Source organism: Streptomyces fildesensis, assembly GCF_016107395.1.
GTDB lineage: Bacteria > Actinomycetota > Actinomycetes > Streptomycetales > Streptomycetaceae > Actinacidiphila > Actinacidiphila fildesensis.
This window is the reverse complement of the sequence record NZ_JAAIKO010000030.1, coordinates 36,148-58,929: the sequence shown is the minus strand read 5'-3', so window position 1 is coordinate 58,929 and position 22,782 is coordinate 36,148. Positions and strand designations below refer to the sequence as shown.

Genomic DNA, 22,782 nt, shown 5'->3' with positions numbered 1-22,782 from the left:
ACACGTACCTGGTGGCCCCCGCCGCCGGTGGATGGTCACGTCCGGCCGATCCGCCGGTCGGACGCATCGTGCCAACACGGGGTGACGGGCGGGGATCGCCAGGATTTCCCGGGTGTTACGCCCGTATCCCGTATCCCGGACCCTGGCGCGGCCGGGCCCGCTCACACCTCCGCGTAGCTCAGCTGCGGCGCCGGTTCCGCCGCCGGGGAGAGCGCCGGCGGAGCGGCGGGACGGCGGAGGTATACGGCCCAGGTGAGCGCGAAACACACCGCGTAGAAGGCCAGGAAGGAGACGAAGGCCGGGGTTCCGGTGTGCGCGGTGAGGAAGGACTCGCGGAACGCCAGGTTGATGCCGAGGCCGCCGAGCGCGCCGACCGCGCCGATCAGTCCCATGGAGGCCCCGGAGAGCCGGCGCCCGTACGCCGCGGCCGCCTCACCGCTGAGGCCCTTGGCGAGCGCCTTGGCGTGGTAGATGCCGGGGATCATCTTGTACGTCGAGCCGTTGCCGAGCCCGGTGAGCACGAACAGGGCGATGAATCCCGTGGTGAAGACCGGCAGCGACTTCTGCACGGAGGCGAGCACGACGACGAGCGTCGCGGCGGCCATCCCGAGGAAGTTCCAGAGCGTGATGCGCGCTCCCCCGAACCGGTCCGCGAGGCGCCCGCCGACCGGACGGATCAGCGAGCCGAGCAGCGGCCCGATGAAGGTGATCGAGGCGGCCTGCAGCGGGGTGCGGGCGAACTGGTTCTGCAGCACGAGGCCGAAGGCGAAGCTGTAGCCGATGAACGAGCCGAAGGTGCCGATGTAGAGGAAGGACATGATCCAGGTGTGGGCGTCCCGCACCGCCTCCCGGGCCGCACCGGTGTCGTTCCTGACCGGCGCCAGGTTGTCCATCCGCAGCGCGGCCAGCGTCGCCGCGATCACGATGAGCGGGATGTACACCCCGAGCAGGATCCGCGGGTGCGCGGCGCCCGCCGTACCGATCACCAGGAGCCCGACGAGCTGGATCACCGGCACGCCGATGTTGCCGCCGCCCGCGTTGAGGCCGAGCGCCCAGCCCTTCTTCCGGAGCGGGAAGAAGGAGTTGATGTTGGTCATGGAGGAGGCGAAGTTGCCGCCGCCCACCCCGGTGAGCGCCGCCACCAGCATGAAAGTGGTGTACGAGGTGCCGGGCTTCATCACGACCGCGGCCGCGATGGTGGGGAGCAGCAGCATCAGCGCGCTGAAGACCGTCCAGTTGCGGCCGCCGAAGCGCGCCACGGCGAACGTGTACGGGACCCGGACGAGGGCGCCGACCGCGGTCGCCGTGCCCACCAGGAAGAACTTCCCGGCCGGGTCGATGCCGTACTGGGGGCCCATGAAGAGCACCAGGACCGACCACAGGGTCCAGACGGAGAAGCCGATGTGCTCGGACAGGACGGAGAAGAGCAGATTGCGGTTGGCGGTCCTGCGTCCGCCGTTCTCCCAGAACTCGGTGTCCTCCGGATCCCACTGCTCGATCCAGCGGCTCCCCTTGCGCGTTTCCGTAGCGGTGGCATGCATTACGCCTCCAGGCCCTGCCGGTGTCGGGTGTCGTCCACGACAGTAGGAACGGCCGGTTACCGCCCGATGGCCCGAGGTGACGCGGGGGGAACCATGCACTCACCCGGCGCCGGGGGGCGCTGTGAGACGCGCGTCGGGATCGGGGAGCACCGCGGGACGCGCGTCGGGATCCGGGAGCGCCGCGAGGTGCGCGTCGGGATCCGGGAGCCAGCTGCCGGCGGGCCGGTGCAGCCAGCGTCCGGCCGCCGCCAGGGCGGTCACCGCCTCGTGCAGGGCGGTCAGCCCGGGGTGGCGCAGCCCGCGGCGCCAGACCATCGAGACCAGGGCGAGCGGAACGGGGTCCACCAGCGGCCGGAGCACCGCGCCGGGCATGTCGACGAACTCGGTGGTGGCCAGTACCGGCCAGCGGTGTTTCGCCACCAGCCGGATGAACTCCGCCTCGCCCTCGATCTGCGGGAAGGGCGCGGCCACCGCGATCCCCCGGCCCGCGAAGAGCCGCTCGGCGAGATCGGTCCACTCGGCGGTGGTCGGATTCCCGGCCCCCGCGTACAGCGTCTCCCCCGCGAGCGCGTCCAGCGGGATCCGCTCCAGGCGCGCGAGCGGGTGCTCCTGCGACAGGACGACGGCCATCGGCTCGTAGCGCACCGGCCGGTGGTCGAGCCGGGACAGGGCGGCCGGGGCCAGCCCCGCGACACGGCCGAAGGAGACGTCCAGCCGGCCGGCGAGGATATCGGCGGCGGCGCCGGTGAGACCGCTGTGGAAGCGGGCGATCAGCTCGCTGCCGGGAGCCGTCGCGCGCGCCTCGTCCAGTACCCGGCGCCCGGTGCTGACGGGCGCGCTGACGTCGACGAGCAGCGGCCGGTCGGCCGCCGCGAAGGCCGCGGCGAGCTCGTCCTGTGCCGCGAGCACGCGCCGCGCGTAAGGAAGAAGCCTTTCCCCGTCGGCGGTGAGTTCGACGCGCCGGGTGGTGCGGACGAACAATTCGGCGCCCAACTCCCGCTCCAACCGCCGGATGTCACGGCTGAGGGCCTGTTGCGCCACATAGAGCGCCGCCGCGGCACGGGAGAAATGCAGTTCCTCGGCGACGGCGGTGAATGCGCGCAGCAGGCGGGGTTCCAGGTCATGAGGCACGCGGCCATTGAACACCGGCCCCTCGCCCGAAGCCATTGACAACACAAATGCGTCAATGGCCGCCGATCAGGTGTTGGACCGCGACGGGAGCCCGCCACGAAGCTGATCGCATGCACCGTCCCGCACCGCTGCTGCTCATGGCCCCCGGCGGCACCCTCATCGCCGCCGACCGCACCGTCAACCACCCCGACGCCGTCCGGCCGCCCCGCCGCCCCCTCCCGCCCCGGCAGGCCCGTACGCCGCGGCCGTCCGGCCGCTTCGGCGCCTACCGGCGGATCTTCGCCGCTCCGGGCGCCACCGCCTTCACGGTGGGCAGCCTGCTGTCCCGCGCCCCGATGGGGATGTTCGGCGTCAGCCTGATCATCATGATCGCCACGACCCGCGGCTCCTACGCCCTCGCGGGCGCCGTGGCCGCCGCCGGCATGGCCGCGACCGCCGTCCTCGCCCCGGTCGTAGCCCGGCTCACCGACCGGTACGGGCAGGCCAGGATCGCCGTGCCCGCCACCGTGTGGTCCGTGGCGGCCTGCCTCGTCCTGCTGCTCTGTGTGCGCTACGACGCCCCGTCCTGGACGCTCTTCGCCGCGTACACCGCCAGGTCCACGTCCCCGAACACCGGCGGCATGGCCCGCGCCCGCTGGGCGCACCTCTACCGGGACGACCCCGCAGCCCGCCATGTGGCCAACTCCTTCGAGCAGGTCGCCGACGAGCTGTGCTTCATGCTCGGCCCGGTACTGGCCGCGTTCCTGTGCACGGCGCTCTTCCCCGAGGCGGGCATGCTGGTCGCGAACGTCCTGCTGCTCAGCGGGGTACTGCTCTTCGCCGCCCAGCGCGGCACCGAGCCGCCCGCCCCCGGACGCTCCGCGGCCCGTAGCGGCTCCCTGCTGCGGGTACCCGGCCTGCCGGCCCTGCTGGCGGTGTTCTTCTGCACCGGGGTGATCTTCGGCTCGCTGGAGGTCACCACGATCGCCTTCGCCGACGCCCGCGGACACGCGTCGGCGGCCGGCGCCGTCCTCGCCCTGCAGGCCGCAGGCTCCGGCACCGCGGGCCTGTTCTACGGCCTGTCCAAGCCCACCGGACCCGCCACGGCCCGCTTCGCGGCCTCGGTGGCGGCGATGGCCGCCCTGATGACCCTGCCGCTGCTCGCCGGCGGGCTGCCGGCGCTCGCCTGCTGTCTCTTCCTCGCCGGCTGCGCCACCGCCCCCACCATGGTCAACGGCATGACCCTGGTGCAGAGCCTCGCCCCGCCGGCCCGCCTCAACGAGGGCATGACCCTCGCCGTCACCGGCATCCTGGCCGGCATCTCCACCGGCGCCGCCCTGGCCGGCACCGCCGCCGAACGCTTTCCCCCGGGCACCGGCTTCTGGCTCCCGGCCGCCGCGGGCGCACTGGCCGCCGCCCTGGCCCTTCGGGTGCACGGGAAGCGCACGGGAGGGACACTCCCGGAAAGCGCACATGAAAAAGGCCCCACCGCGTGAGCGGCGAGGCCTTCGTCATACATGGGGTTGGTGGAGATGGCGGGAATCGAACCCGCGTCCTGTGGTGCGGAATCAGGGCTTCTCCGAGCGCAGTCCGCTGTGCTTTTCTCAGCCCTGGCAATCACGCGGACAAGTTGCCAACGGGCTCAGTCACTGTTTGGTTTCCTTCAAGCCCCCGTGACCGGGTCATGAAGTTTAGTTCCCTTGATTATGCCAGGATCCAGGCCGGGAACAGCTCCTGGGCTGACACTCCGTAGAGCTTTCTCTCTAGCTACTTATTAGGCAGCGAGGGAGAAAGCGGAGGCATCGCGCTTGGTGTTGGCGATTATGTTTTGCGACATATGGTTAACGAGATCATTGCCGCTTCCTCGGCTCGCTTCCCCTGCTTCGACATCCCCAGTCGAAACCGATCATCCCCATGTTGATTTTTCAAAGTGTCACCGGCGCAGCCGGGCGAACCCGACAGATCCGGTGGCGCTGCACCCATCGTACGTGACCAACGCCTTGACGGGCCACTGCATTCCCGCGCGCCCGGGCCGGGCGCGGCACCTCGCGCGCGGGTGTCAGGCGCGCTGGCGCCTGCGGACCGCGGAGATCGCGCGGTTCGACTCCCGGGTGTCCTGCTTCTCACGCAGGGTCTGCCGCTTGTCGTACTCCTTCTTGCCCTTGGCCAGCGCGATCTCGACCTTCGCCCGGCCGTCCTTGAAGTACAGCTGGAGCGGGATGATCGTGTGGCCCGACTCCTGCGTCTTGTGGATCAGCTTCGCGATCTCGGTCTTGTGCAGCAGGAGTTTGCGCTTCCTGCGCGCCGCGTGGTTCGTCCACGTCCCCTGGGTGTACTCGGGGATGTGGACGTTGTGCAGCCACGCCTCACCGCCGTCCAGCTGCGCGAAGCCGTCCACCAGCGAGGCACGGCCCATGCGCAGCGACTTGACCTCGGTGCCGGTCAGCACCAGGCCCGCCTCGAAGGTGTCCAGGATGAGGTAATCGTGGCGCGCCTTCTTGTTCTGCGCGATCAGCTTGTGACCAGTCTCTTTCGCCATAGCGCGGCCATTCTCGCACTAGGAGGGGGGTCTGAGGCCACTCAATACTTGTCTGGCCTCCGCGACCGCCTTGTCGGAGGCTCCCGAGGGGGCCGATCCGCCGCTCACCGTGAGGTCGGGCTCTATGCCCCTGCCGTCCACGTTCCGCCCGTCGGGCAGGCTGTAGTGGCCGACGGTCAGCTCGGCGACCGAGCCGTCCGGCAGTTCGCTGGGCATCTGCACCGCGCCCTTGCCGAAGGTCCGCGAGCCCACCACGACCGCCCGGCCGCGGTCCTGCAGCGCGCCCGCGAGCAGCTCCGCGGCGCTCATGGTGCCGCCGTCGACCACGGCCACCAGCGGGGTCTCGGTGTCGCCGCCGTCGCTGGCGTAGAGGGCGCGCTGCCGGCCGTGCACGTCATAGGTGGCGACCAGGCCGCCGTCGAGGAAGACCGAGGAGACCGTGACGGCCTCGGTGACCAGACCGCCGGAATTGCCACGCAGATCGAGCAGCACGCCCCGGCTCCCGGCGCGCACCGCGGCACGTACCGCGGACCGCACCTGGCCGCCGACGCCCTTGGTGAACGCCTCGATCTTGATGGAGGTGACGTCCCCCTCCAGCTTCCCGACGGTGACGGCCTCGGTGGCCAGCACCGCGCGACGCAGCGTGATGTCGCGGTTACCGCCGGCGTGGTCCAGGCCGAGCCGGACGACGGACCCCGCGGCGTTGTCGCCGCGCAGCTCCGCCACGACCTCGGTGACCGGCTTGCCGTCCGCCCGCACCCCGTCGATCGACTGGAGCCGGTCGCCGACCTGCACCCGCGCGAGCGCCGCGGGGCTGCCGGCCTGCACCCGGGCCACCTGGATCCAGCCACCGCCGGTGCGCCGCACCCAGAGCCCGACGCCCACGTACCGGCCGTCCAGGGCCTGTTGCAGGCCCGCGTACTCCTGGGCGGTGTAGAACGAGGACCAGCGGTCGCCGCTGCGGCTGACCAGCTCTTCGGCGGCCTCCGGGCCGACCTTGCCCTCGTCGATCGCCTTGGCGATCGCGTCGGAGTCGACGACGTTGCGCGCCGGAATCCTGCTCTGCGCGGCCGACGCGGACCGGGCCGGAACCGCCAGGGTGCCGACTGCCGCGCCGGTGGCCAGCACGGCGCCGAGAACCATCGTCAGGGCGACCCCGCGGCGTGAGCCGCGGGGCGTCCCGAACATCAACCGGCCGGACATGGCGGGAAGTCTAGGCCAGAAACGGGCGCCATACGGAGAGTTGACCGCAGACCACCCGAAGCGGCACTCAGACCTTGAGGTATTTACGCAGCGTGACGAGGGCGGCGAGGGCGGGCATCAGCATGCTGACCACGAGGACCAGCGGCAGCACCTTGATGACATCGCCCCAGCCGAGGAAGTTCACCAGCGGGATCTTGTCCTGCAGCTTCAGCCCGTGGTCGATCAGGAAGTACCGGCCGGTCATGAGCATGCCGCAGGCCACACCGCCGCCGACCAGGCCCGCGAAGGCCGCCTCGGCGATGAACGGCATCTGGATGTAGAAGCCGGACGCGCCCACCAAGCGCATGATCCCGGTCTCGCGCCGGCGGCTGAACGCCGAGACGCGCACGGTGTTGATGATCAGCAGCATCGCCACGATCACCATGAAGAGCATGGTCCCGAAGGCCACCGCCGTCATACCGCCGAGCAGGTCGAAGAGGTTCTTCAGCAGCTTGCGCTGGTCCTGCACCTCCTGGACGCCCGGACGGCCGGCGAAGGCGCTGGAGACGACCTGCACCTTCGTCGGGTCCTTGAGCTTGACGCGGTACGACTCCTGCAACTGGTCAGGAGAGAGGGACCCGGCGACCGGCGAGTCCTTGAACTGCTCCTGGTAGTGCTTGTACGCCTCCTGCGAGGACTCGTAGAAGACGGTCTCGACGACCGGGAGCTTCTCCAGGTCGGCCTTGATCGCCTTCTTCTGCTCGTCCGTGACCGCGCCCTTGGAGCACGAGGGGGTGCTCTTCGCATCCGCCTTGTTGCAGAGGAAGATCGACACCTGGACCTTGTCGTACCAGTACCCCTTCATGGCGTCGACCTGCTGGCTGGCGAGCCAGGATCCGCCGGCGAGGGCGAGCGAGAGGGCGACGGAGATGATCACCGCGAAGGTCATGGTGAGATTGCGCCGGAGACCGACGCCGATCTCCGACAGGACGAACTGGGCGCGCATGATGTCCTTTCAGGGGTTGGTGGCTATGACTACGGAGCAGAACCCGGTTCGGTTCAGTGCTGGTAGCCGTAGACACCGCGCGACTGGTCGCGCACCAGTCGCCCCTTCTCGAGCTCGATGACGCGCTTGCGCATCTGGTCGACGATGTTCTGGTCGTGGGTGGCCATCACCACGGTGGTTCCGGTGCGGTTGATGCGGTCCAGGAGCCGCATGATGCCGACCGAGGTCTGCGGGTCGAGGTTTCCCGTCGGTTCGTCCGCGATCAGCAGCATCGGCCGGTTGACGAACGCGCGGGCGATGGCCACACGCTGCTGCTCACCACCCGACAGCTCACCCGGCATGCGGTCCTCCTTGCCGGCCAGGCCGACCAGGTCCAGCACTTCGGGAACCGTCTTGCGGATCGTCCCGCGCGGCTTCCCGATCACTTCCAGTGCGAACGCCACGTTCTCCGCGACGGTCTTGTTCGGAAGCAGCCGGAAGTCCTGGAAGACCGTACCCAACTGGCGCCGCATCTGCGGCACCTTCCAGTTGGAGAGCCTCGCCAGGTCCTTGCCCAGGACGTGCACCATGCCGGTGTCGGTGCGCTCCTCGCGCAGGATCAACCGGAGGAAGGTCGACTTTCCGGACCCCGACGAACCGACGAGGAAGACGAACTCGCCCTTCTCGATCTCCAGCGAGACATCCCGGAGTGCAGGACGGTTCTGCTTGGGGTAGGTCTTGGTGACGCTGTCGAATCGGATCACGTTCGCACCAGTGAGGTAGCCGGATATTGGGGGCGGACAACCGCAGGGGCGGCTCTCCTGGTGTGGGCGACCATACGCGAACGGCGTAGGGCCGCGCAGTCGGCGTCCTGGGTTCGTGTGTTTGCGCACAGGGCACAGGGGGACAAACCAGGCATCGGGCCATGCACGTCACCCTGTGAAATCATGCGAGGCGCGCCGATTGTGCCCGAAGCTGGCACAGTGGAGGAACGGAACGGCCTACTGGCGCGTTCACCGGGCGGAGGAGGAGATGGCATGACATCCGACCGACTGGTGTGCGCCAACTGCGCCGGCCCCGTGAGCGAGGGCCACTGCGCGGTCTGCCGCGCCAACCGCGCCCGCCTCCAACAGGAAAACCCCTGGTCCGCCCTGACCCCGGCAGCCCTGATCGCCCTCCTGGTGGCGCTGCTGGCCGTGGTCCTGGTCGTCGAACACGCCACGTAACCGTCCCGGCACTTCCCGCTGTGCACAGAGGGGTCGGAAGACCACGCCGGTGAGAGAGCACGCCTGAGAGGGGCCCGGAGCGCGCCGCCTGCGCGCTCCGGGCCCCTCTCATGAAGATGTGCTACTGGCGGCCTGTTCAGGCAGCCGTGCGCCGGTTGGTGAGGCGCGGCATCATGCGGAAGCCGATGCCACCGGCGATCATCGTCGCGGCGCCGACCAGCAGGAAGGTGGTCTCACCGGAACCGGTCTTGGCCAGCTCCTGGTTGGTGTTGCCCTGCGCCACCGGCTTGGTGTTCTGGTTGTCGGTGCCGGTGTTGTTGCAGTTGACGCTGTCACCGGTCAGGGTGCAGGTGTTGCCGCCACCGGTCGAACCGCTGGACGAGGAACCGCCCGTGGTGCCCGTGGTGGTGCCGGCGGTCGTGCTGCCCGTGGTGGTGCCGGCGGTGGTACCCGTGCTGGTGCCCGTGGAGGTACCCGTCGAGGTGCCCGTGGAGGTACCGGTCGACGTGCCCGTGCTGGTGCCGGTGCTCGTGCCGGTCGACGTACCGGTGCTGGTGCCCGTGGAGGTACCGGTCGACGTGCCCGTGCTGGTGCCGGTGCTCGTGCCGGTCGAAGTACCGGTCGACGTACCGGTGCTCGTACCCGTGGAGGTACCGGTGCTGGTGCCGGTCGAAGTACCGGTCGACGTACCGGTGCTGGTGCCCGTGGAGGTACCGGTCGACGTGCCCGTGCTGGTGCCCGTGCTGGTGCCCGTGCTCGTGCCCTCGGTGCCTTCGGTGGTGCCCTGGGTGACGCCGACGGTGGTGCCCTCGGTCGTGCCCTCGGTGACGCCGACGGTCGTGCCCTCGGTCGTACCCTCGGTGACGCCGACCGTGGTGCCCTCGGTCGTGCCCTGGGTGACGCCGACGGTCGTGCCCTCGGTGTCGCCGCCCGCGGCGTTCGTCGTGACGGTAACGGCCTGAGCCACACCCACGGCGGTCAGGGACGCGCCCGTGGCGATGACTGCGGCGGCGGCTATACGAGCCATGCGCAGCCGAGTGTTCTTCTTGCTCATCTGGTAACTACCCCCAGTAGCGGATCTTCGTATGTGGAGCAGCTATGGACAGGACGGCAACTCACGTCCCGGTCATACGCATGCCGCGCAACACCTTTCCCATAATTCCCGGCAGCGTCAAGGTCATTCCAACCGGAATGCCGGAATTAGCGTCATATGGCGGTCAGTTGTGTAGGTGGCTGTGACATAAAAAAGGCAACTGCCATCCAATGGATGGCAGTTGCCGACAGAAACCGACGCGTCAGGCCCTAGTCCTGGGAGGCCTTCTGCTGGCCCTTGCGCCAGCGGATGCCCGCCTCGATGAAGCCGTCGATGTCGCCGTCGAGGGCGCCCTGCGGGTTGCCGACCTCGTAGTCGGTGCGCAGGTCCTTGACCATCTGGTACGGGTGCAGCACGTACGAACGCATCTGGCTGCCCCAGGAGTTCCCGCCGTCGCTCTTGCCGAGGGAGTCCATCAGAGCCTGCTCCTCCTGGCGGCGGCGCTCGAGGAGCTTGGCCTGGAGGACGTTCATGGCGCTCGCCTTGTTCTGGATCTGGGAGCGCTCGTTCTGGCAGGAGACCACGATGCCGGTGGGGATGTGGGTCAACCGCACCGCGGAGTCGGTGGTGTTGACGCCCTGGCCGCCGGGGCCCGAGGCGCGGTAGACGTCGACGCGCAGCTCGGACTCGTCGATCTCGAGGTGGTCGGTCTTCTCGACGACGGGGAGCACCTCGACGCCGGCGAAGGAGGTCTGGCGGCGGCCCTGGTTGTCGAAGGGCGAGATGCGCACCAGGCGGTGGGTGCCCTGTTCGACGGAGAGGGTGCCGTACGCGTACGGGGCCTTCACCGCGAAGGTGGTCGACTTGATGCCGGCCTCTTCCGCGTAGGAGGTCTCGTAGACCTCCGTCTGGTAGCCGTGCCGCTCGGCCCAGCGCAGGTACATGCGCTGGAGCTGCTCGGCGAAGTCGGCGGCGTCCACGCCACCGGCCTCCGCGCGGATGTTGACCAGGGCCTCGCGGGCGTCGTACTCGCCGGAGAGAAGGGTGCGGATCTCCAGCTCGTCGAGCGCCTTGCGGACCGAGACCAGCTCTTCCTCGGCCTCGGCGAGGGCATCGGCGTCGGCCTCGTCCTCGGCGAGCTCGAACATCAACGACAGGTCGTCGATGCGGCCCCGGAGCTGCTCGGCCTTGCGCAGCTCGGCCTGGAGGTGCGAGAGCTTGCTCGTGATCTTCTGCGCCGCCTCCGGGTCGTCCCAGAGGGACGGCGCCGCGGCCTGCTCCTCGAGAACGACGATATCGGCCCGCATCGCGTCGAGGTCCAGGACGGCCTCGATCGACCCCATGGTCGAGGAGAGGGACTTCAGCTCTTCGGATACATCGACGACTGCCACGGGTCCAGACTACCGGCTGGTCGAACGGGACGTTCTCGCCCGGGGGCGGTCCTGTGACGGGAGACACCTCCGGGCGCCGGACCCGACCCGGCCCGAGGCATCGGCCGGACCGGCCCGGAGGCCGCACCCGCACCCGCCCGGAGGCCGCGCGTCAGACCTGCGCGGTGGCCCGGGTGAGGGCTCCGGCCGGGGTGCGGACGTACAGCTCCAGGACGCGGCCGGACGACGTGACGGCGGCCGGGGTGGTGGCCTCGGTGGCACCGGGCAGGGCGGCGACGGACCACTCCGCGCCGCCGGCGACCGGGCCCGCGGCCTGCGAGAGGCCGCCGGAGGCGGCGGGGGCGAAGGCGTAGACCCGGTCACCGGAGGCCAGCGGCTCGGGGCGGCCGGCGGCGTCCATGCCCCGCAGGAGGACCGTGGGCCGCCAGGCGCCCGCCGAGTACGGCAGGCGCAGCACGGCGCCGTCGGCCTTGCGGACGACGAACGCGTCCAGGGTGCCCTTCGAACGGGAGACGAGCCCGGGGGCCGCGGTGATGCGGCCCGGGGTGGGGACCACCGACCAGGCGTTCCAGCGGCTGCCGACGAGGGAGGCGGTGACCAGGTCGCCGCCGGACCGGCCGACGAGGTCGATCCGGCCGGGCTCGGAGGAGGCGGCGGCCGGGGCGGCGTCGAACCGGGTGCGCTCGTCGACCTGGTACCACTGGTTCCAGGTTCCGTTGGTCATGGTCCGCCGGTAGAGCAGGCCGTCCGTGCCGAGGGCGAACAGGTCGAGGCGGCCCGGCGAGGCCGAGACGACCGCCGGGTCGTCGGCGACTCCTATTCCCGTCAGGTGCTGCCAGGCGCTGTAGGCGCCCGAGGCGCCGACGCCCCGGGTGACGTACCAGACGTCGTTGTCCTCGCCCCGGGCGAAGACGTACGTGGTCCCGGCGATGGTGATGGCGCGCGGGCCGCCGACCAGCTTCACGCGGGGCGCGGGCACCGCGCTGAACGCGGACCATTGCGGCAGCTCGACCGGGGTGCCGATGGAGCCCTGCGGGGAGGCGGCGCCGGCGGTGGGTGCGGTGGGGTGCGTGGTGGGCGGAGCGGTGGTGGGGTGGTCGTTGTCGGCCGGGGCCGTCGGCCCGGAGTCGCCGCCCAGCGAGGCGATGCCCCAGCCGCCCAGCCCCGCGACGACCAGCGCGGCGGCAGCAGCCGCTCCGACGCGCACCCGGCGGCGGCGCACGACGTCGGAGACGGCGCGGTGCCGCGGGCTCGCCGGGCGCCCGGCGGACGCCCCGCTGCCGCCGGAGCCGCCCTGGCCGCCACCGGAGCGGGAGCCGCGGCCGTACGCGGCCAGCTCCTCGGCGGAGGGCAGCTTCATGCTCGTGTGGGTGTCGCGGCTGGAGTCGGGGGCCGCGCCGCGCACCAGCGGCACGGCGCCGCGGTGGCTCGGCGGCTCGAACAGCCCGATGTCCGGCTCGTACGGGGTGTCGTCGTCGGCGTCCGCCGGGTGCTCGTCCGGCGCGTCCACGTCGAGCGGCGGCAGCCCGGCCAGCCGCGGCAGCTGGTCCCGGAGTCGTTCGCCCAGCTCACCGGCGGTGAGCCGGGACGCGGGGGCCTTGGCGAGACACTGCGAGAGCAGCTGCCACAGCTCATCGGGGATGTCCGGGAGCGGTGCGACGGCCTCGGTCACATGGCGGCGCAGTACGGCGCCGGGGTGGCCGCCGCCGAACGGCGTGAAACCGGCCAGCAGCTCGTAGAGGACCGTCGCCAGGGCGTAAATGTCGACACTTGCCCGGGGCGGGAGGCCTTCGATGATCTCGGGGGCGAGGTAGTCCGGGGTGCCGATGATGCGGGTGGCCCGGGTACGGCGCGGGGAGTCGACGAGGCGGGCGATGCCGAAGTCGGTCAGGAGCGCGGGGGGCGCGCCGCCGGGTCCGGTCGGGGCGGCGGAGTCGAGCAGCACGTTCTCGGGCTTGACGTCACGGTGGACGACGCCGGCCGCGTGCGCGGCGGCGAGGCCGTCCGCGACATCGGCGGCGATGGCGACGGCGGCCTCGGGGGCGAGCCGGCGCTCGCGCTCCAGCCGGGACCGCAGGTCGGTGCCCCGCACCAGGTCCATGACCAGCGCGAGGTCGGTGCCGTCCACGACGAGATCACGGATTCCGACGATCTGCGGGTGGTCCAGCGAGAGCAGCGCGGTGCGCTCCTGCACGAAGCGGCCCACGAGGTCCTGGTCGACGGCGAGATCCTCGCGCAGCAGTTTGATGGCGACCGGACCCTCGGGGCCCTCACCCAGCCACACCGTGCCGGCGGATCCCCGCCCCAGCACCTGGTGGGCGGTGTACCGGCTGCCGATCTTCCTTGCCAAGGCCTGCTCCGACTCCTCCGACGGTCCGTCGCGCCGTATGCGGCGCTGTCGTGTTGGCGACAAAACTACGCGGCCCGGCGGCCGTTCGGGGGGCCGGTGTGCGGTGACGTGTGGTTCTGCGGGGGAAATCACCCGCCAGGTGTCGACAAGTCGGCAGCATGGCGCGCGTGATGGGGGTCGGCGGCGGGCATGACGAAGCCCGGCGGCACGCGTGACGAAGGTCGGCGTGAACGTCGGCGGTGATCGTGATGCGGGTCGGCGGTGAGCGGTGCCGGGGTCAGTTCCCCGACCCGGTCACCTCGTTGACCTTGTCCCAGGCGGTGCTGATCCAGCCCGTCGTGGTGTCCCAGAGGTTCTGGCCGCTGTCGACCCACTCCGGGAGCGGCGTGGTGTACCAGACCACCACGAAGATGACGATCAGCACCAGAATCGTCGTCAGACAGCCCTTGAGGCAGCCCAGGCCCGGAATCTTCATCGGGTTGGCGCCGCGCGGCCGCGGGTCGCGCCGGGGCTCGGGCTCCGGCGGCCGCTGCGGCTCGTAGCGCTGCGGCTGCGGCTGCTGGTAGCGCGGCTGGACCTGCTGCTGAGGCTGCTGCTGGTAGCGCGGCTGGGGCTGGGACGGCTGCTGCGGGGCGTACGGCTGCTGCCCCTGCTGCTGGTACTGGCCCTGGCCCTGCTGGTACTGATCCTGCTGGTACTGGTCCTGCCGGCCCCGGCCCTGCGGCTGGCCGCCGGGCTGCCGTCGCGGCCTGCGCCGCAGCGGGTCCTGCTCCGGGTCGAGGTACTGCAGCTCCGTCTGCTCGCCGCGCTGGCGGGCCGCGCTGAGCTGGGACTGCCAAGGGTGCGGGCCCTGCTGCTGATCCGCGTTGCCCTGCGGCGGGCCGTCGGGCACCGGCGGCAGGACGCGGGTGCCGTCGGCGCCGGCCGCGGTGGCGATCGGCAGCACACCGGTCGCGCCGTTCGGGTCGTAGCGGTGCGCGGGCAGCACCTGGGTGGGGTCGGCGCTGCCGGGGACGGTGGTCGGCGCGAGGTCGGGGCCGAGCAGCGCGGCGACGCCGAGCGCCGCCTCCGCCTCGGCGGGAGTCGCGTGCACACCGATCCCGGCGGCGGCCACGCGCAGCGCGCGGGCCAGGTTCTCGGCGCTGGGCCGCTCCTCCGGGTTCTTGCGCAGGCAGCGCTCGATGACCGTCCACAGCGGTTCCGGCACGTTGCCGGGGCGCACCGGCTCCTGGCTCAGGTGCGCGTGCAGCACCTCCAGCGCGTTGTCGCCGCGGAACGGCGCACGGCCGGTGACCAGCTCGTAGAGCAGGATGCCCGCGCCGTACAGGTCGACGGCGGACGTCTGCGGCTTGCCCTGCGCGGACTCCGGCGCGACGTAGGCCGGGGTGCCGACGAACTCGTGGGTGCGGGTGATGCCGGGCGAATCCGCCAGACGGGCGATGCCGAAGTCGGTGAGCATCGGGTGCATGCGCGGACTGCCGTCTTCGCCGTAGGTCGTGGCGAGCAGCACGTTCGCTGGTTTGAGGTCCCGGTGCACCACCCCGTCGGCGTGGCTGGCGGCGAGCGCGTCGGCGACGGCGGCGGTCAGCAGGGCGGCGCCGACCGGTGAGAACGGGCCGTTGTCGCGCAGGTACTGGTGCAGGTCGGGGCCGTCGACGAGGTCCATCACCAGGGCGAGCAGATCACCCTCGACCACCAGGTCCCTGACCCGCACGATGTGCGGGTGGCGCAGCCGTACGAGTACGGCGCGCTCGCGCAGGAACCGCATCACGATGTCGGGGTCGCTCGCGAGCTCTTCCTTGAGCACCTTGATCGCGACGACGCCGTCCTCGTCGCGCACCTGGGCGCGCCAGACGGTCCCCGTGGCCCCGCGTCCGAGTACCTCCTCGAGGAGGTACTTGCTGCCTACCGGCCGCACGTCATGCGCTCCCTGGTCTTGGTGGTGCTTCGTGGTACTTCGTGGTTCCCTGCTGCGCGCGGCCTGTGGGGCCGACCGTGCCAACTGTAGTGCGGACGGCCGCGGCGGCCCGCTGACAGCCGCATTCCCGGGCCGCAGGTGGCCGCATCCGGCCCCGGGGACGGACCGCGGAGCTGGGAGGTATGACGCGGCAGGCCACCGCTTGGTTGCTCCGCGACCGCCTTCCATTGCGACAAGCAGCACCTTTCCGGTCAACAACTGATCATTCAAGATCGCTCCTGTCAGGACCGGGGGCGGGTTGTCAGTGGCAAGTGGGAGGATGCATCCCGTACGGGTGTGACGGGGCAACAGGAGCCCGCCCGCTCGTGCTTGTACGTGTCGACGCGCCCGTGCGCGGTGGGGAGGCTTCCTGCCAGGCATCCGGGCAGAAGGGACCGCGGACGAGATGCAGATCCGGCTGACCGTCCTCGGGCCGCGCAGCGGCCGAGCGGGGCGCACCTGCGACGTGCTGGTCACCGCGCCCGCGGGGACCGCGCTGAGCGCGGTTTCCGGAGCGCTCGCGTCCGGAGCCGGCTCCGGCCAGCCCGCGCGCTCCTCCGGCTCCTCGGTCGCGCTCTATTCGGGCGCCGAGCGGCTCGACCCGGGCGCCCTGCTCGGCATGCCACCGCTCGTGGACGGCGCCGTGCTGTCCCTGCACACCCCCGCCGAGCAGCACGCGGAGCCGCCGTCGGGCGCGTCCGCCCCGGCCCGGCTGTGCGTCATCGGCGGCCCGGACTCCGGCGGCGTCCATCTGCTGCAGGGCGGCCAGGTCAGGATCGGCCGCTCCGCCGAGGCCGATGTCCCGCTGGACGACCCCGACGTCTCCCGGCTGCACTGCACCGTCACGGTCGCGGCCGACGGCCGGGTCACCGTCGCCGACCTCGGCTCGACCAACGGCACCACCGTCGACGACCGCCCCGTCGGGGAGCGGCCGGTCGCGCTCTCGCCCGGCGCGCTGCTGCGGATCGGCGAATCGACGCTCCACCTGGAACCGGGCCCGCGGGACGCGGCCGTTCCGGCGGCGCCCGACAGCGAGGGCCATCTGCGGGTCACCCTCCCCCCGGGGAACGCATCCACGACCGGACGGACCGGCGGGACGACACGGGCAGCCGGTGGCCACGGCTCGGCCACGTACCCCGGCCCCCGTCCGGAGTCCGCGCCCGCGGCCCACACGAGTCCCGAGGCGGCCGCCATGCCGCCGCGGCCGTCCGCGCCGCCCGTCCCGCCCGCCGCCGGGCCCTCGCGCCGACTGGACACCCCGCGCAGCGGTTCGCACGGCTACGCCGACCACGCCGAGGGGACGGACGACTCGGCGGCCACCTACGGCCGCGGCGAACGGCTCCGGCCGGACGACACCGTGCAGGTGCGGGTGCCGAAGCCGCCGCAGCCCGGCGCAGGGCGGGTCGCCGGGACCATAGGAGCCTGGGCACGGCGGCTGGCGGCCGGCCGGACCGGGACCGGCGGGGCGGGCCAGGGCGCGGACGGCGCCCGGCTGGCCGCCGAGGCGGCCGCGCTGCGCGAGCGCTGGCCGGACCCGGCCACCGTGCTGCTGACCGCGCTGGGCCCCGGCCGCCGGCTGTGGGAGCGCGGGCCCGACCACCCGGACGCGCTGACGCTGCGGCTGGGCACGGCCGATCTGCCGTCGGAGGACGGCGCGGGCACCCTGCGCACCGTCCCCTTCACCGTCGACCTGCGCGATCCGCACACCTTCGCGCTCGGCCTCGCCGGGCCCCGGCCGCGGCTGGCCGGGCTGGCCCGCGCGGTGCTGGCGCAGGCCTGCGCGCTGCACTCCCCCAGCACGCTGGAGCTCGTCCTGATCAGTGCGGACCGCTCGCGCGGCGCCGAGCAGCGGGCCGACGAGTGGTCCTGGCTCAACTGGCTGCCGCAGCTGCGTCCCGCGCACGGCCAGGACTGCCGGCTGCTGCTCGCCTTCGACCGCGACCAGGCCGCGGCACGCGTCACGGAGCTGGCCCGCCGGCTGGAGGAAGGGCCGCTGGGCTCCGGCTGGGCCGCCGCCGCCCCGGAGGCCGTCGCCGAGGCCGCGGCCCACCGCGAGGGCCCGTACACCCTGGTCGTCGTGGACGGCGACCCCGGTTCCGCGACGCTGCGCGACACCCTCGAACGGATAGCGGCCGCCGGTCCCTCGGTCGGGATGCATGTGCTGTGCCTGGCCGAGTCGCCGGACCGGCTCGCGACGGAGTGCGGCGCCGTCGCCCAGTTGTCGGGCGATGTGGCGACGACCCTGCGGATGGATCCGTACGGGCCGGCGCAGGTCGTCGTCGACGCGGTCTCGCCCGCGTGGGCGGAGCGTTTCGCGCGGGCGCTCGCGCCGCTGCGGGAGACGGACACGGCGGCGCCGCGCGCCCGCAACGCGCTGCCGCGCACCGTGCGCCTGCTGGACGCGCTGGATCTGGCGCTGGCCACCCCCGCGAAGATCACCGCCCGCTGGGACGGCACCCCGGACGACGCGGACGCCCAGGAGGCCGGACAGGACGGCGGGCGGCCGGCCCTCACCGGTTACGCACGGGCCGGGGGCCGCGCCCTGGCGGTGCTGGGCTCGGGCTCCGGCGGCCGGGTCGTCGTGGACCTGGCGGCCGAGGGGCCGCATCTGATGGTGGGCGGCGCCGCCGGTTCGGGGAAGACCGAGCTGCTGCGGTCGATCGCGTCCGCTCTCGCCGCCGCCGAGCGGCCGGACCGGCTGGCGCTGGTCCTGGTCGACGGCGCGGGCACCGAGCGCGGCGAAGGACTGCGCGCGGTCACGGACCTGCCGCATGTCTCGACGTATCTGGCCGCCTCCGACCCGACCCGCATGCGGGAGTTCGCCCAGGCGCTCGGCGCGGAGCTCAAGCGCCGCGAGGAACTGCTCGGCGGCCAGGGCTTCGGCGAGTGGCACGCGGACCGGATGGTGACCGTGCCACGGCAGTCGACGGCGCGCGACGGCGGGCGGGGCGACGGCCGCAAACCGTCCGAGCAGGGCGCGCTGCGCGTCCAGACCCGCAGCGACTCCGCACTCCCCCGGCTGGTGGTCGTGGTCGACGACTTCGACGCACTGGTGGCGCCGGGGCTCGGCAGTACCGGCCGCCCGGCGGCCGGTTCCGTCGTGCGGGCACTGGAGGCGGTGGCCCGCGAGGGCGAGCGGCTCGGCGTGCACCTGATCGCGTCGACGGGGCGCCCGGAGCGCACCTCGGGGACCGAGGCGGACGAACGGTCACGGCTGCGGATCGCGCTGCGCACCGAGGATCCCGCGTCGGCCGCCCTGCTGGTCCATGTCGAGGATCCGGCGGGGCTGGACGAGGAGGTGCCCGGCCGCGGCTATCTGCGCCGTCCCGGCGGCGCGGTGGCGCCGTTCCAGGCGGGCCGGGTCAGCGGACGCATCCCCCGTACGGCGACGCTGCGGCCCACGGTCGTACCGCTGGAGTGGGAGCGGATGGGCGACCCGCCGACCCGCCGGCCGCTGCGCGAGCTCGGCAACGGGCCGACGGACCTGGCGCTGCTCGCCAGCGCGCTGCAGCGGGCCGCGGAGTCCGCGGGGGCGGGCCCGGCCCAGCCGCTGGTGTGACCGAGGCGCGACCGCCGGCTCCGGCGGATCGGGCGGGGGCCCAATTCTCCGGTGATTAAACCCCTCTGACGCCGCATCACGTCAAGGTCACGATCAACCCCTATACCCCGCCCATGCCCTTGCGTCGCCGATCGGCCCGGGCGTAGGACAGACGGACCGGACCGAGGGGATGAGCAGATGCGTACATTCAGCACGCGCGCGCACAACCACCAGGCACGAACCGCGCTGGCCGTTGTGGCGGCCGCCGCACTGGCGCTCACCGCGGCCGGCTGCGGCAGTGACGACAAGAAGGACGCGGGGCCGTCATCGGGCGCTCCGTCGGCCTCGTCGTCGGGGCTCCAGTTGCCGGATCTCAAGGGCCAGAAGCTCGAAGTGGCCGCCGTGTGGACCGGCGCCGAGCAGAAGAACTTCCGAGGTGTGCTGGACGAGTTCGAGAAGCGCACCGGTGCGAAGGTGACGTTCGTCCCGACGGGCGACAGCACCTCCACCTTCCTCGGGACGAAGATCCAGGGCGGGGCGCCGCCGGATGTGGCGTTCCTGCCACAGGTCGGCGTGCTGCACCAGTTCGCGGACAAGGGCTGGCTCAAGCCGATCGGGCCCGAGGCCCAGGCGCAGCTGACCAAGAACTTCTCGAAGGGCTGGCAGGATCTCGGCGCCTACCAGGGCAAGCAGTACGGGGTCTACGCCAAGGCCGCCAACAAGTCGCTGGTCTGGTACAACACCGCGGCCTTCCAGCAGGCGGGCGTCACCGAGCCGAAGACGTGGGACGACTTCCTGAAGGCCGCGGAGACGGTCTTCGAGTCGGGCACGCCCCCGGTATCGGTCGGCGGCGCGGACGGCTGGACCCTCACCGACTGGTTCGAGAACGTCTATCTGAGCCAGGCCGGCCCCGAGAAGTACGACCAGCTCGCGCAGCACAAGATCAAGTGGACCGATCCGTCCGTGAAGGACGCGCTGACCACGCTGGCCGGGCTCTTCGGCAAGAAGGACCTGATCGCGGGCGGCCAGAGCGGCGCGCTGCAGACCGACTTCCCGAAGTCGATCAGCCAGACGTTCACCGGCACCCCGCCCGGTGCCGCGATGGTCTACGAGGGCGACTTCTCCGCCGCGGTCATCTCCTCCAGCACCAAGGCGAAGGTCGGCACCGACGCCAAGGTGTTCCCCTTCCCGGCCGTCGGCAGCGGCAAGCCGCCCGTGGTCAGTGGCGGTGACGTCGCCGTGGTGCTGAAGGACGGCAAGGGCGCGCAGGCGCTGCTGACCTTCCTCGCCTCGACGGACGCGGCGCAGGTGTGGGCGAAGCCCGGCGGCTACGTGTCGCCGAACAAGTCGCTGGACCTGGCGGCCTATCCCGACGAGGTCTCGCGCGCGATCGCCAAGGCGCTGATCTCGGCGGGCGACGACTTCCGCTTCGACATGTCCGACCAGGCTCCCGCCGCCTTCGGCGGTACCAAGGGCGAGGGCGAATGGAAGGACCTGCAGGACTTCCTGGTGAAGCCGACCGACGTGGCGGGCGCCCAGGCGAAACTCGAAGCGGACGCCGCCAAGGCGTACAAGAACTGAGGCACCGGTGGCCTCGACGGTGACCACGGGGGGCGCGGCCGCGGCCGGCCCGCCTCCCGTGAAGCGCAAGTCCCTGATGGGCACCCGCCCCTGGGTGGCACTGGTCTTCCTGCTGCCCGCGCTGGTGCTGCTCGGCTCGCTGGTGCTGTACCCGATCGGGTACACGATCCAGCGCAGCCTCTTCGACGCGGACAACTCGGCGTTCGTCGGCCTGAAGAACTTCGGCGAGGTCTTCACCGACCACAGCAATCTGACGGCCGTCAAGAACAACGCGATCTGGGTGGTCATCGCCCCGGTGGTGGCCACCGCGCTGGGCCTGATCTTCGCGGTGCTGACCGAACGGGTCTCCTGGGGCACGGCCTTCAAGCTCGTCGTCTTCATGCCGATGGCGATCTCGATGCTGGCGGCCGGCATCATCTTCCGGCTGGTCTACGAGAACGACCCGGACCGCGGCGTCGCCAACGCGGTCGTGGTCGGCATCCATGACACCTTCGCCGAGGCGTCCGCCTATCCGGGCGCCAGACCGCGTCCGAACGCCGATCTCGCACCGTCGGCAGGCGGCTCGTTCACCACCAAGGCGCAGGCGCAGCCGGGCACGGCGGCGGCGCTGCCGCTGATCGGCGTCCCGCAGAACAAGCTGCCGGGTGACACGCAGGACGCCAAGGCCGCCGCGCCGGCGGCGGACGGCGGTGTCTCGGGCACGGTGTGGCTGGACTTCAAGCCCGGTGGCGGCGGCACGACCGGCGCGATCGACCCGGGCGAGAAGGCGCTGCCCGGCGTCAAGGTCGAGGCGGTGAAGGACGGGAAGGTCGTCGCGTCGGCGAAGTCCGGGGACGACGGCACGTTCGCGCTGCCGGCCTCGGCGGCCGGCGCCCGGCTGCGGCTGCCCTCGTCCAACTTCGCCACCCAGTACAACGGGGTGGACTGGCTCGGTCCGAGCCTGGTCACGCCGTCGATCATCGTCTCGTACATCTGGATGTGGGCGGGCTTCGCGATGGTGCTGATCGCGGCCGGCCTGGCGGGCGTGCCGCGTGAACTGCTGGAGCAGGCACGGGTGGACGGCGCGAACGAGTGGCAGGTGTTCCGGAAGATCACCGTGCCGCTGCTGGCACCGGTGCTGGTGGTGGTCCTCATCACGCTGATGATCAACGTGCTGAAGATCTTCGACCTCGTCTACATCATCGCCCCGGGTGCCTCCCAGAGCGACGCCAACGTGCTCGCCCTGCAGCTGTACCTGAAGTCCTTCGGCGGCGGCAACGACCAGGGCGTCGGCAGTGCGATCGGCGTCCTTCTGCTGCTGCTCGTCCTGCCCGTGATGATCTTCAATATCCGGCGGCTGCGCAGAGAGGCACGACGATGAGCGCGATCGCGGCGAAACTCGCCTCCTGGGTCAGCGGAGGCGCGGTACGCGTCTTCCTCATCGTGGTCGCGCTCTTCTGGCTGCTGCCGACCATCGGTCTGCTGCTGTCCTCCTTGCGCGACCCCACGGACATCGCGGCGTCCGGCTGGTGGAAGGTCCTCAGCGCCCCCTCCCAGCTCACCGTCTCCAACTACAAGTCGCTGCTCAGCAACGACACCGTCGTCAACTCGCTGGTCAACACCATCCTGATCACCGTCCCCACCACGCTGCTCGTCGTCGTCATCGGCTCGCTGGCCGGCTACGCGTTCGCGTGGATGGACTTCCGGGGCCGCGACTGGTGGTTCCTGGCCGTGGTGGGCCTGCTGGTGGTCCCCATCCAGGTGGCGCTGATCCCGGTCGCCCAGCTCTTCGGGAAGATCGGCATCTTCGGCGACATCACCGGCGTCGTGCTCTTCCACACCGCCTTCGGCCTGCCGTTCGCGATCTTCCTACTGCGGAACTTCTTCGCCGAGATCCCGCGCGAACTGCTGGAGGCTGCGCGGCTGGACGGAGCCGGCGAGCTGCGGCTCTTCACCACCGTGATCATGCCGCTGGGCGGCCCCGCCATCGCCTCATTGGGCATCTTCCAGTTCCTGTGGGTGTGGAACGACATGCTGGTGGCGCTGATCTTCGCCGACAGCGACTCGCAGCCGATCACCGTCGCGCTGCAGCAGCAGGTCAGGCAGTTCGGCAGCAACATCGACATCCTCGCGCCGGGCGCGTTCGTGTCCATGGTCATCCCGCTCGTGGTGTTCTTCGCCTTCCAGCGGCAGTTCGTCTCGGGGGTGATGGCCGGCGCCGTGAAGTAGCCCGCGCCCACCCGCGGGAAGCTCACCCCTGGACGCCGTAACCAGATCACTCTCCGCGACGTTGCGCCCCATATAACGGGCACAGGCCGCGTACGTCATTGTTCATCCGATAACCGAGCAATCCTCGTGTGTACGCGGGCG

Annotated in this window: 16 protein-coding genes, 1 other RNA gene and 1 pseudogene; 6 read left to right on the top strand and 12 right to left on the bottom strand. The window is 71.7% G+C overall.

Annotated features, from left to right (window positions below; genetic code table 11):
- Nucleotides 1-161 precede the first annotated feature (161 nt).
- Nucleotides 162-1,541 (bottom strand): nitrate/nitrite transporter, encoded by a 1,380-nt coding sequence (locus C6N31_RS29520; protein ID WP_138357580.1) that lies wholly within the window; start codon nucleotides 1,539-1,541, stop codon nucleotides 162-164.
- Nucleotides 1,542-1,640: 99 nt separating this feature from the next.
- Nucleotides 1,641-2,672 carry a LysR family transcriptional regulator gene (locus C6N31_RS29515; protein WP_138357581.1) on the bottom strand — a complete coding sequence of 344 codons (1,032 nt, stop codon included), beginning with the start codon at nucleotides 2,670-2,672 and terminating at the stop codon, nucleotides 1,641-1,643.
- Nucleotides 2,673-2,782: 110 nt separating this feature from the next.
- On the opposite strand from C6N31_RS29515, the gene C6N31_RS29510 reads away from it, so the two are divergent.
- Nucleotides 2,783-4,147 (top strand): MFS transporter, encoded by a 1,365-nt coding sequence (locus C6N31_RS29510; RefSeq protein ID WP_232485807.1) that lies wholly within the window; start codon nucleotides 2,783-2,785, stop codon nucleotides 4,145-4,147.
- Between the two features lie 28 nt (nucleotides 4,148-4,175).
- Here C6N31_RS29510 and ssrA read toward each other — a convergent pair.
- The 5 genes from ssrA to ftsE form a co-directional block, all read right to left on the bottom strand.
- Nucleotides 4,176-4,565: a transfer-messenger RNA gene (gene ssrA / locus C6N31_RS29505) on the bottom strand.
- A 145-nt stretch (nucleotides 4,566-4,710) separates the two neighbouring features.
- Nucleotides 4,711-5,190 carry an SsrA-binding protein SmpB gene (gene smpB / locus C6N31_RS29500; RefSeq protein WP_138357582.1) on the bottom strand — a complete coding sequence of 160 codons (480 nt, stop codon included), beginning with the start codon at nucleotides 5,188-5,190 and terminating at the stop codon, nucleotides 4,711-4,713.
- A gap of 18 nt (nucleotides 5,191-5,208) precedes the next feature.
- Nucleotides 5,209-6,393 (bottom strand): S41 family peptidase, encoded by a 1,185-nt coding sequence (locus C6N31_RS29495; RefSeq protein WP_138357583.1) that lies wholly within the window; start codon nucleotides 6,391-6,393, stop codon nucleotides 5,209-5,211.
- A 67-nt stretch (nucleotides 6,394-6,460) separates the two neighbouring features.
- Entirely contained in the window at nucleotides 6,461-7,378 is a 918-nt protein-coding gene (ftsX, locus tag C6N31_RS29490; protein ID WP_138357584.1) for a permease-like cell division protein FtsX, read from the bottom strand.
- 53 nt (nucleotides 7,379-7,431) lie between these two features.
- Complete coding sequence (gene ftsE / locus C6N31_RS29485; RefSeq protein WP_138357585.1) at nucleotides 7,432-8,121, bottom strand: cell division ATP-binding protein FtsE; 690 nt, start codon at nucleotides 8,119-8,121, stop codon at nucleotides 7,432-7,434.
- 273 nt (nucleotides 8,122-8,394) lie between these two features.
- Between ftsE and C6N31_RS29480 the strand changes: the two genes are divergently transcribed.
- Nucleotides 8,395-8,583 carry a hypothetical protein gene (locus C6N31_RS29480; RefSeq protein WP_138357586.1) on the top strand — a complete coding sequence of 63 codons (189 nt, stop codon included), beginning with the start codon at nucleotides 8,395-8,397 and terminating at the stop codon, nucleotides 8,581-8,583.
- A gap of 136 nt (nucleotides 8,584-8,719) precedes the next feature.
- On the opposite strand, the gene C6N31_RS29475 is transcribed toward C6N31_RS29480, so the two are convergent.
- From C6N31_RS29475 to C6N31_RS29460, 5 genes and pseudogenes are all read right to left on the bottom strand, one after another.
- Nucleotides 8,720-9,637 (bottom strand): hypothetical protein, encoded by a 918-nt coding sequence (locus C6N31_RS29475; protein ID WP_138357587.1) that lies wholly within the window; start codon nucleotides 9,635-9,637, stop codon nucleotides 8,720-8,722.
- 248 nt (nucleotides 9,638-9,885) lie between these two features.
- Nucleotides 9,886-11,007, bottom strand: a complete 1,122-nt coding sequence (gene prfB, locus C6N31_RS29470) for a peptide chain release factor 2 (protein WP_138357588.1) — start codon at nucleotides 11,005-11,007, stop codon at nucleotides 9,886-9,888.
- Nucleotides 11,008-11,158: 151 nt separating this feature from the next.
- A complete protein-coding gene (locus C6N31_RS47165; protein ID WP_465269112.1) occupies nucleotides 11,159-11,971 on the bottom strand; it encodes a DUF8189 domain-containing protein in 813 nt (270 codons plus the stop codon).
- A 111-nt stretch (nucleotides 11,972-12,082) separates the two neighbouring features.
- Nucleotides 12,083-13,357: pseudogene (locus tag C6N31_RS45700) on the bottom strand (serine/threonine-protein kinase); the annotation flags it as partial.
- A 277-nt stretch (nucleotides 13,358-13,634) separates the two neighbouring features.
- Nucleotides 13,635-15,275, bottom strand: a complete 1,641-nt coding sequence (locus tag C6N31_RS29460; protein ID WP_138357590.1) for a serine/threonine-protein kinase — start codon at nucleotides 15,273-15,275, stop codon at nucleotides 13,635-13,637.
- 445 nt (nucleotides 15,276-15,720) lie between these two features.
- Between C6N31_RS29460 and C6N31_RS29455 the strand changes: the two genes are divergently transcribed.
- From C6N31_RS29455 to C6N31_RS29440, 4 genes are all read left to right on the top strand, one after another.
- Complete coding sequence (locus C6N31_RS29455; RefSeq protein ID WP_138357591.1) at nucleotides 15,721-18,873, top strand: FtsK/SpoIIIE domain-containing protein; 3,153 nt, start codon at nucleotides 15,721-15,723, stop codon at nucleotides 18,871-18,873.
- 177 nt (nucleotides 18,874-19,050) lie between these two features.
- Nucleotides 19,051-20,433, top strand: a complete 1,383-nt coding sequence (locus tag C6N31_RS29450) for an ABC transporter substrate-binding protein (protein WP_138357592.1) — start codon at nucleotides 19,051-19,053, stop codon at nucleotides 20,431-20,433.
- Nucleotides 20,434-20,509: 76 nt separating this feature from the next.
- Entirely contained in the window at nucleotides 20,510-21,793 is a 1,284-nt protein-coding gene (locus C6N31_RS29445) for a carbohydrate ABC transporter permease (protein ID WP_198358591.1), read from the top strand.
- Entirely contained in the window at nucleotides 21,790-22,641 is an 852-nt protein-coding gene (locus tag C6N31_RS29440; RefSeq protein ID WP_138357593.1) for a carbohydrate ABC transporter permease, read from the top strand. The genes C6N31_RS29445 and C6N31_RS29440 overlap by 4 nt, the downstream gene beginning before the upstream one ends.
- Nucleotides 22,642-22,782: the final 141 nt, after the last annotated feature.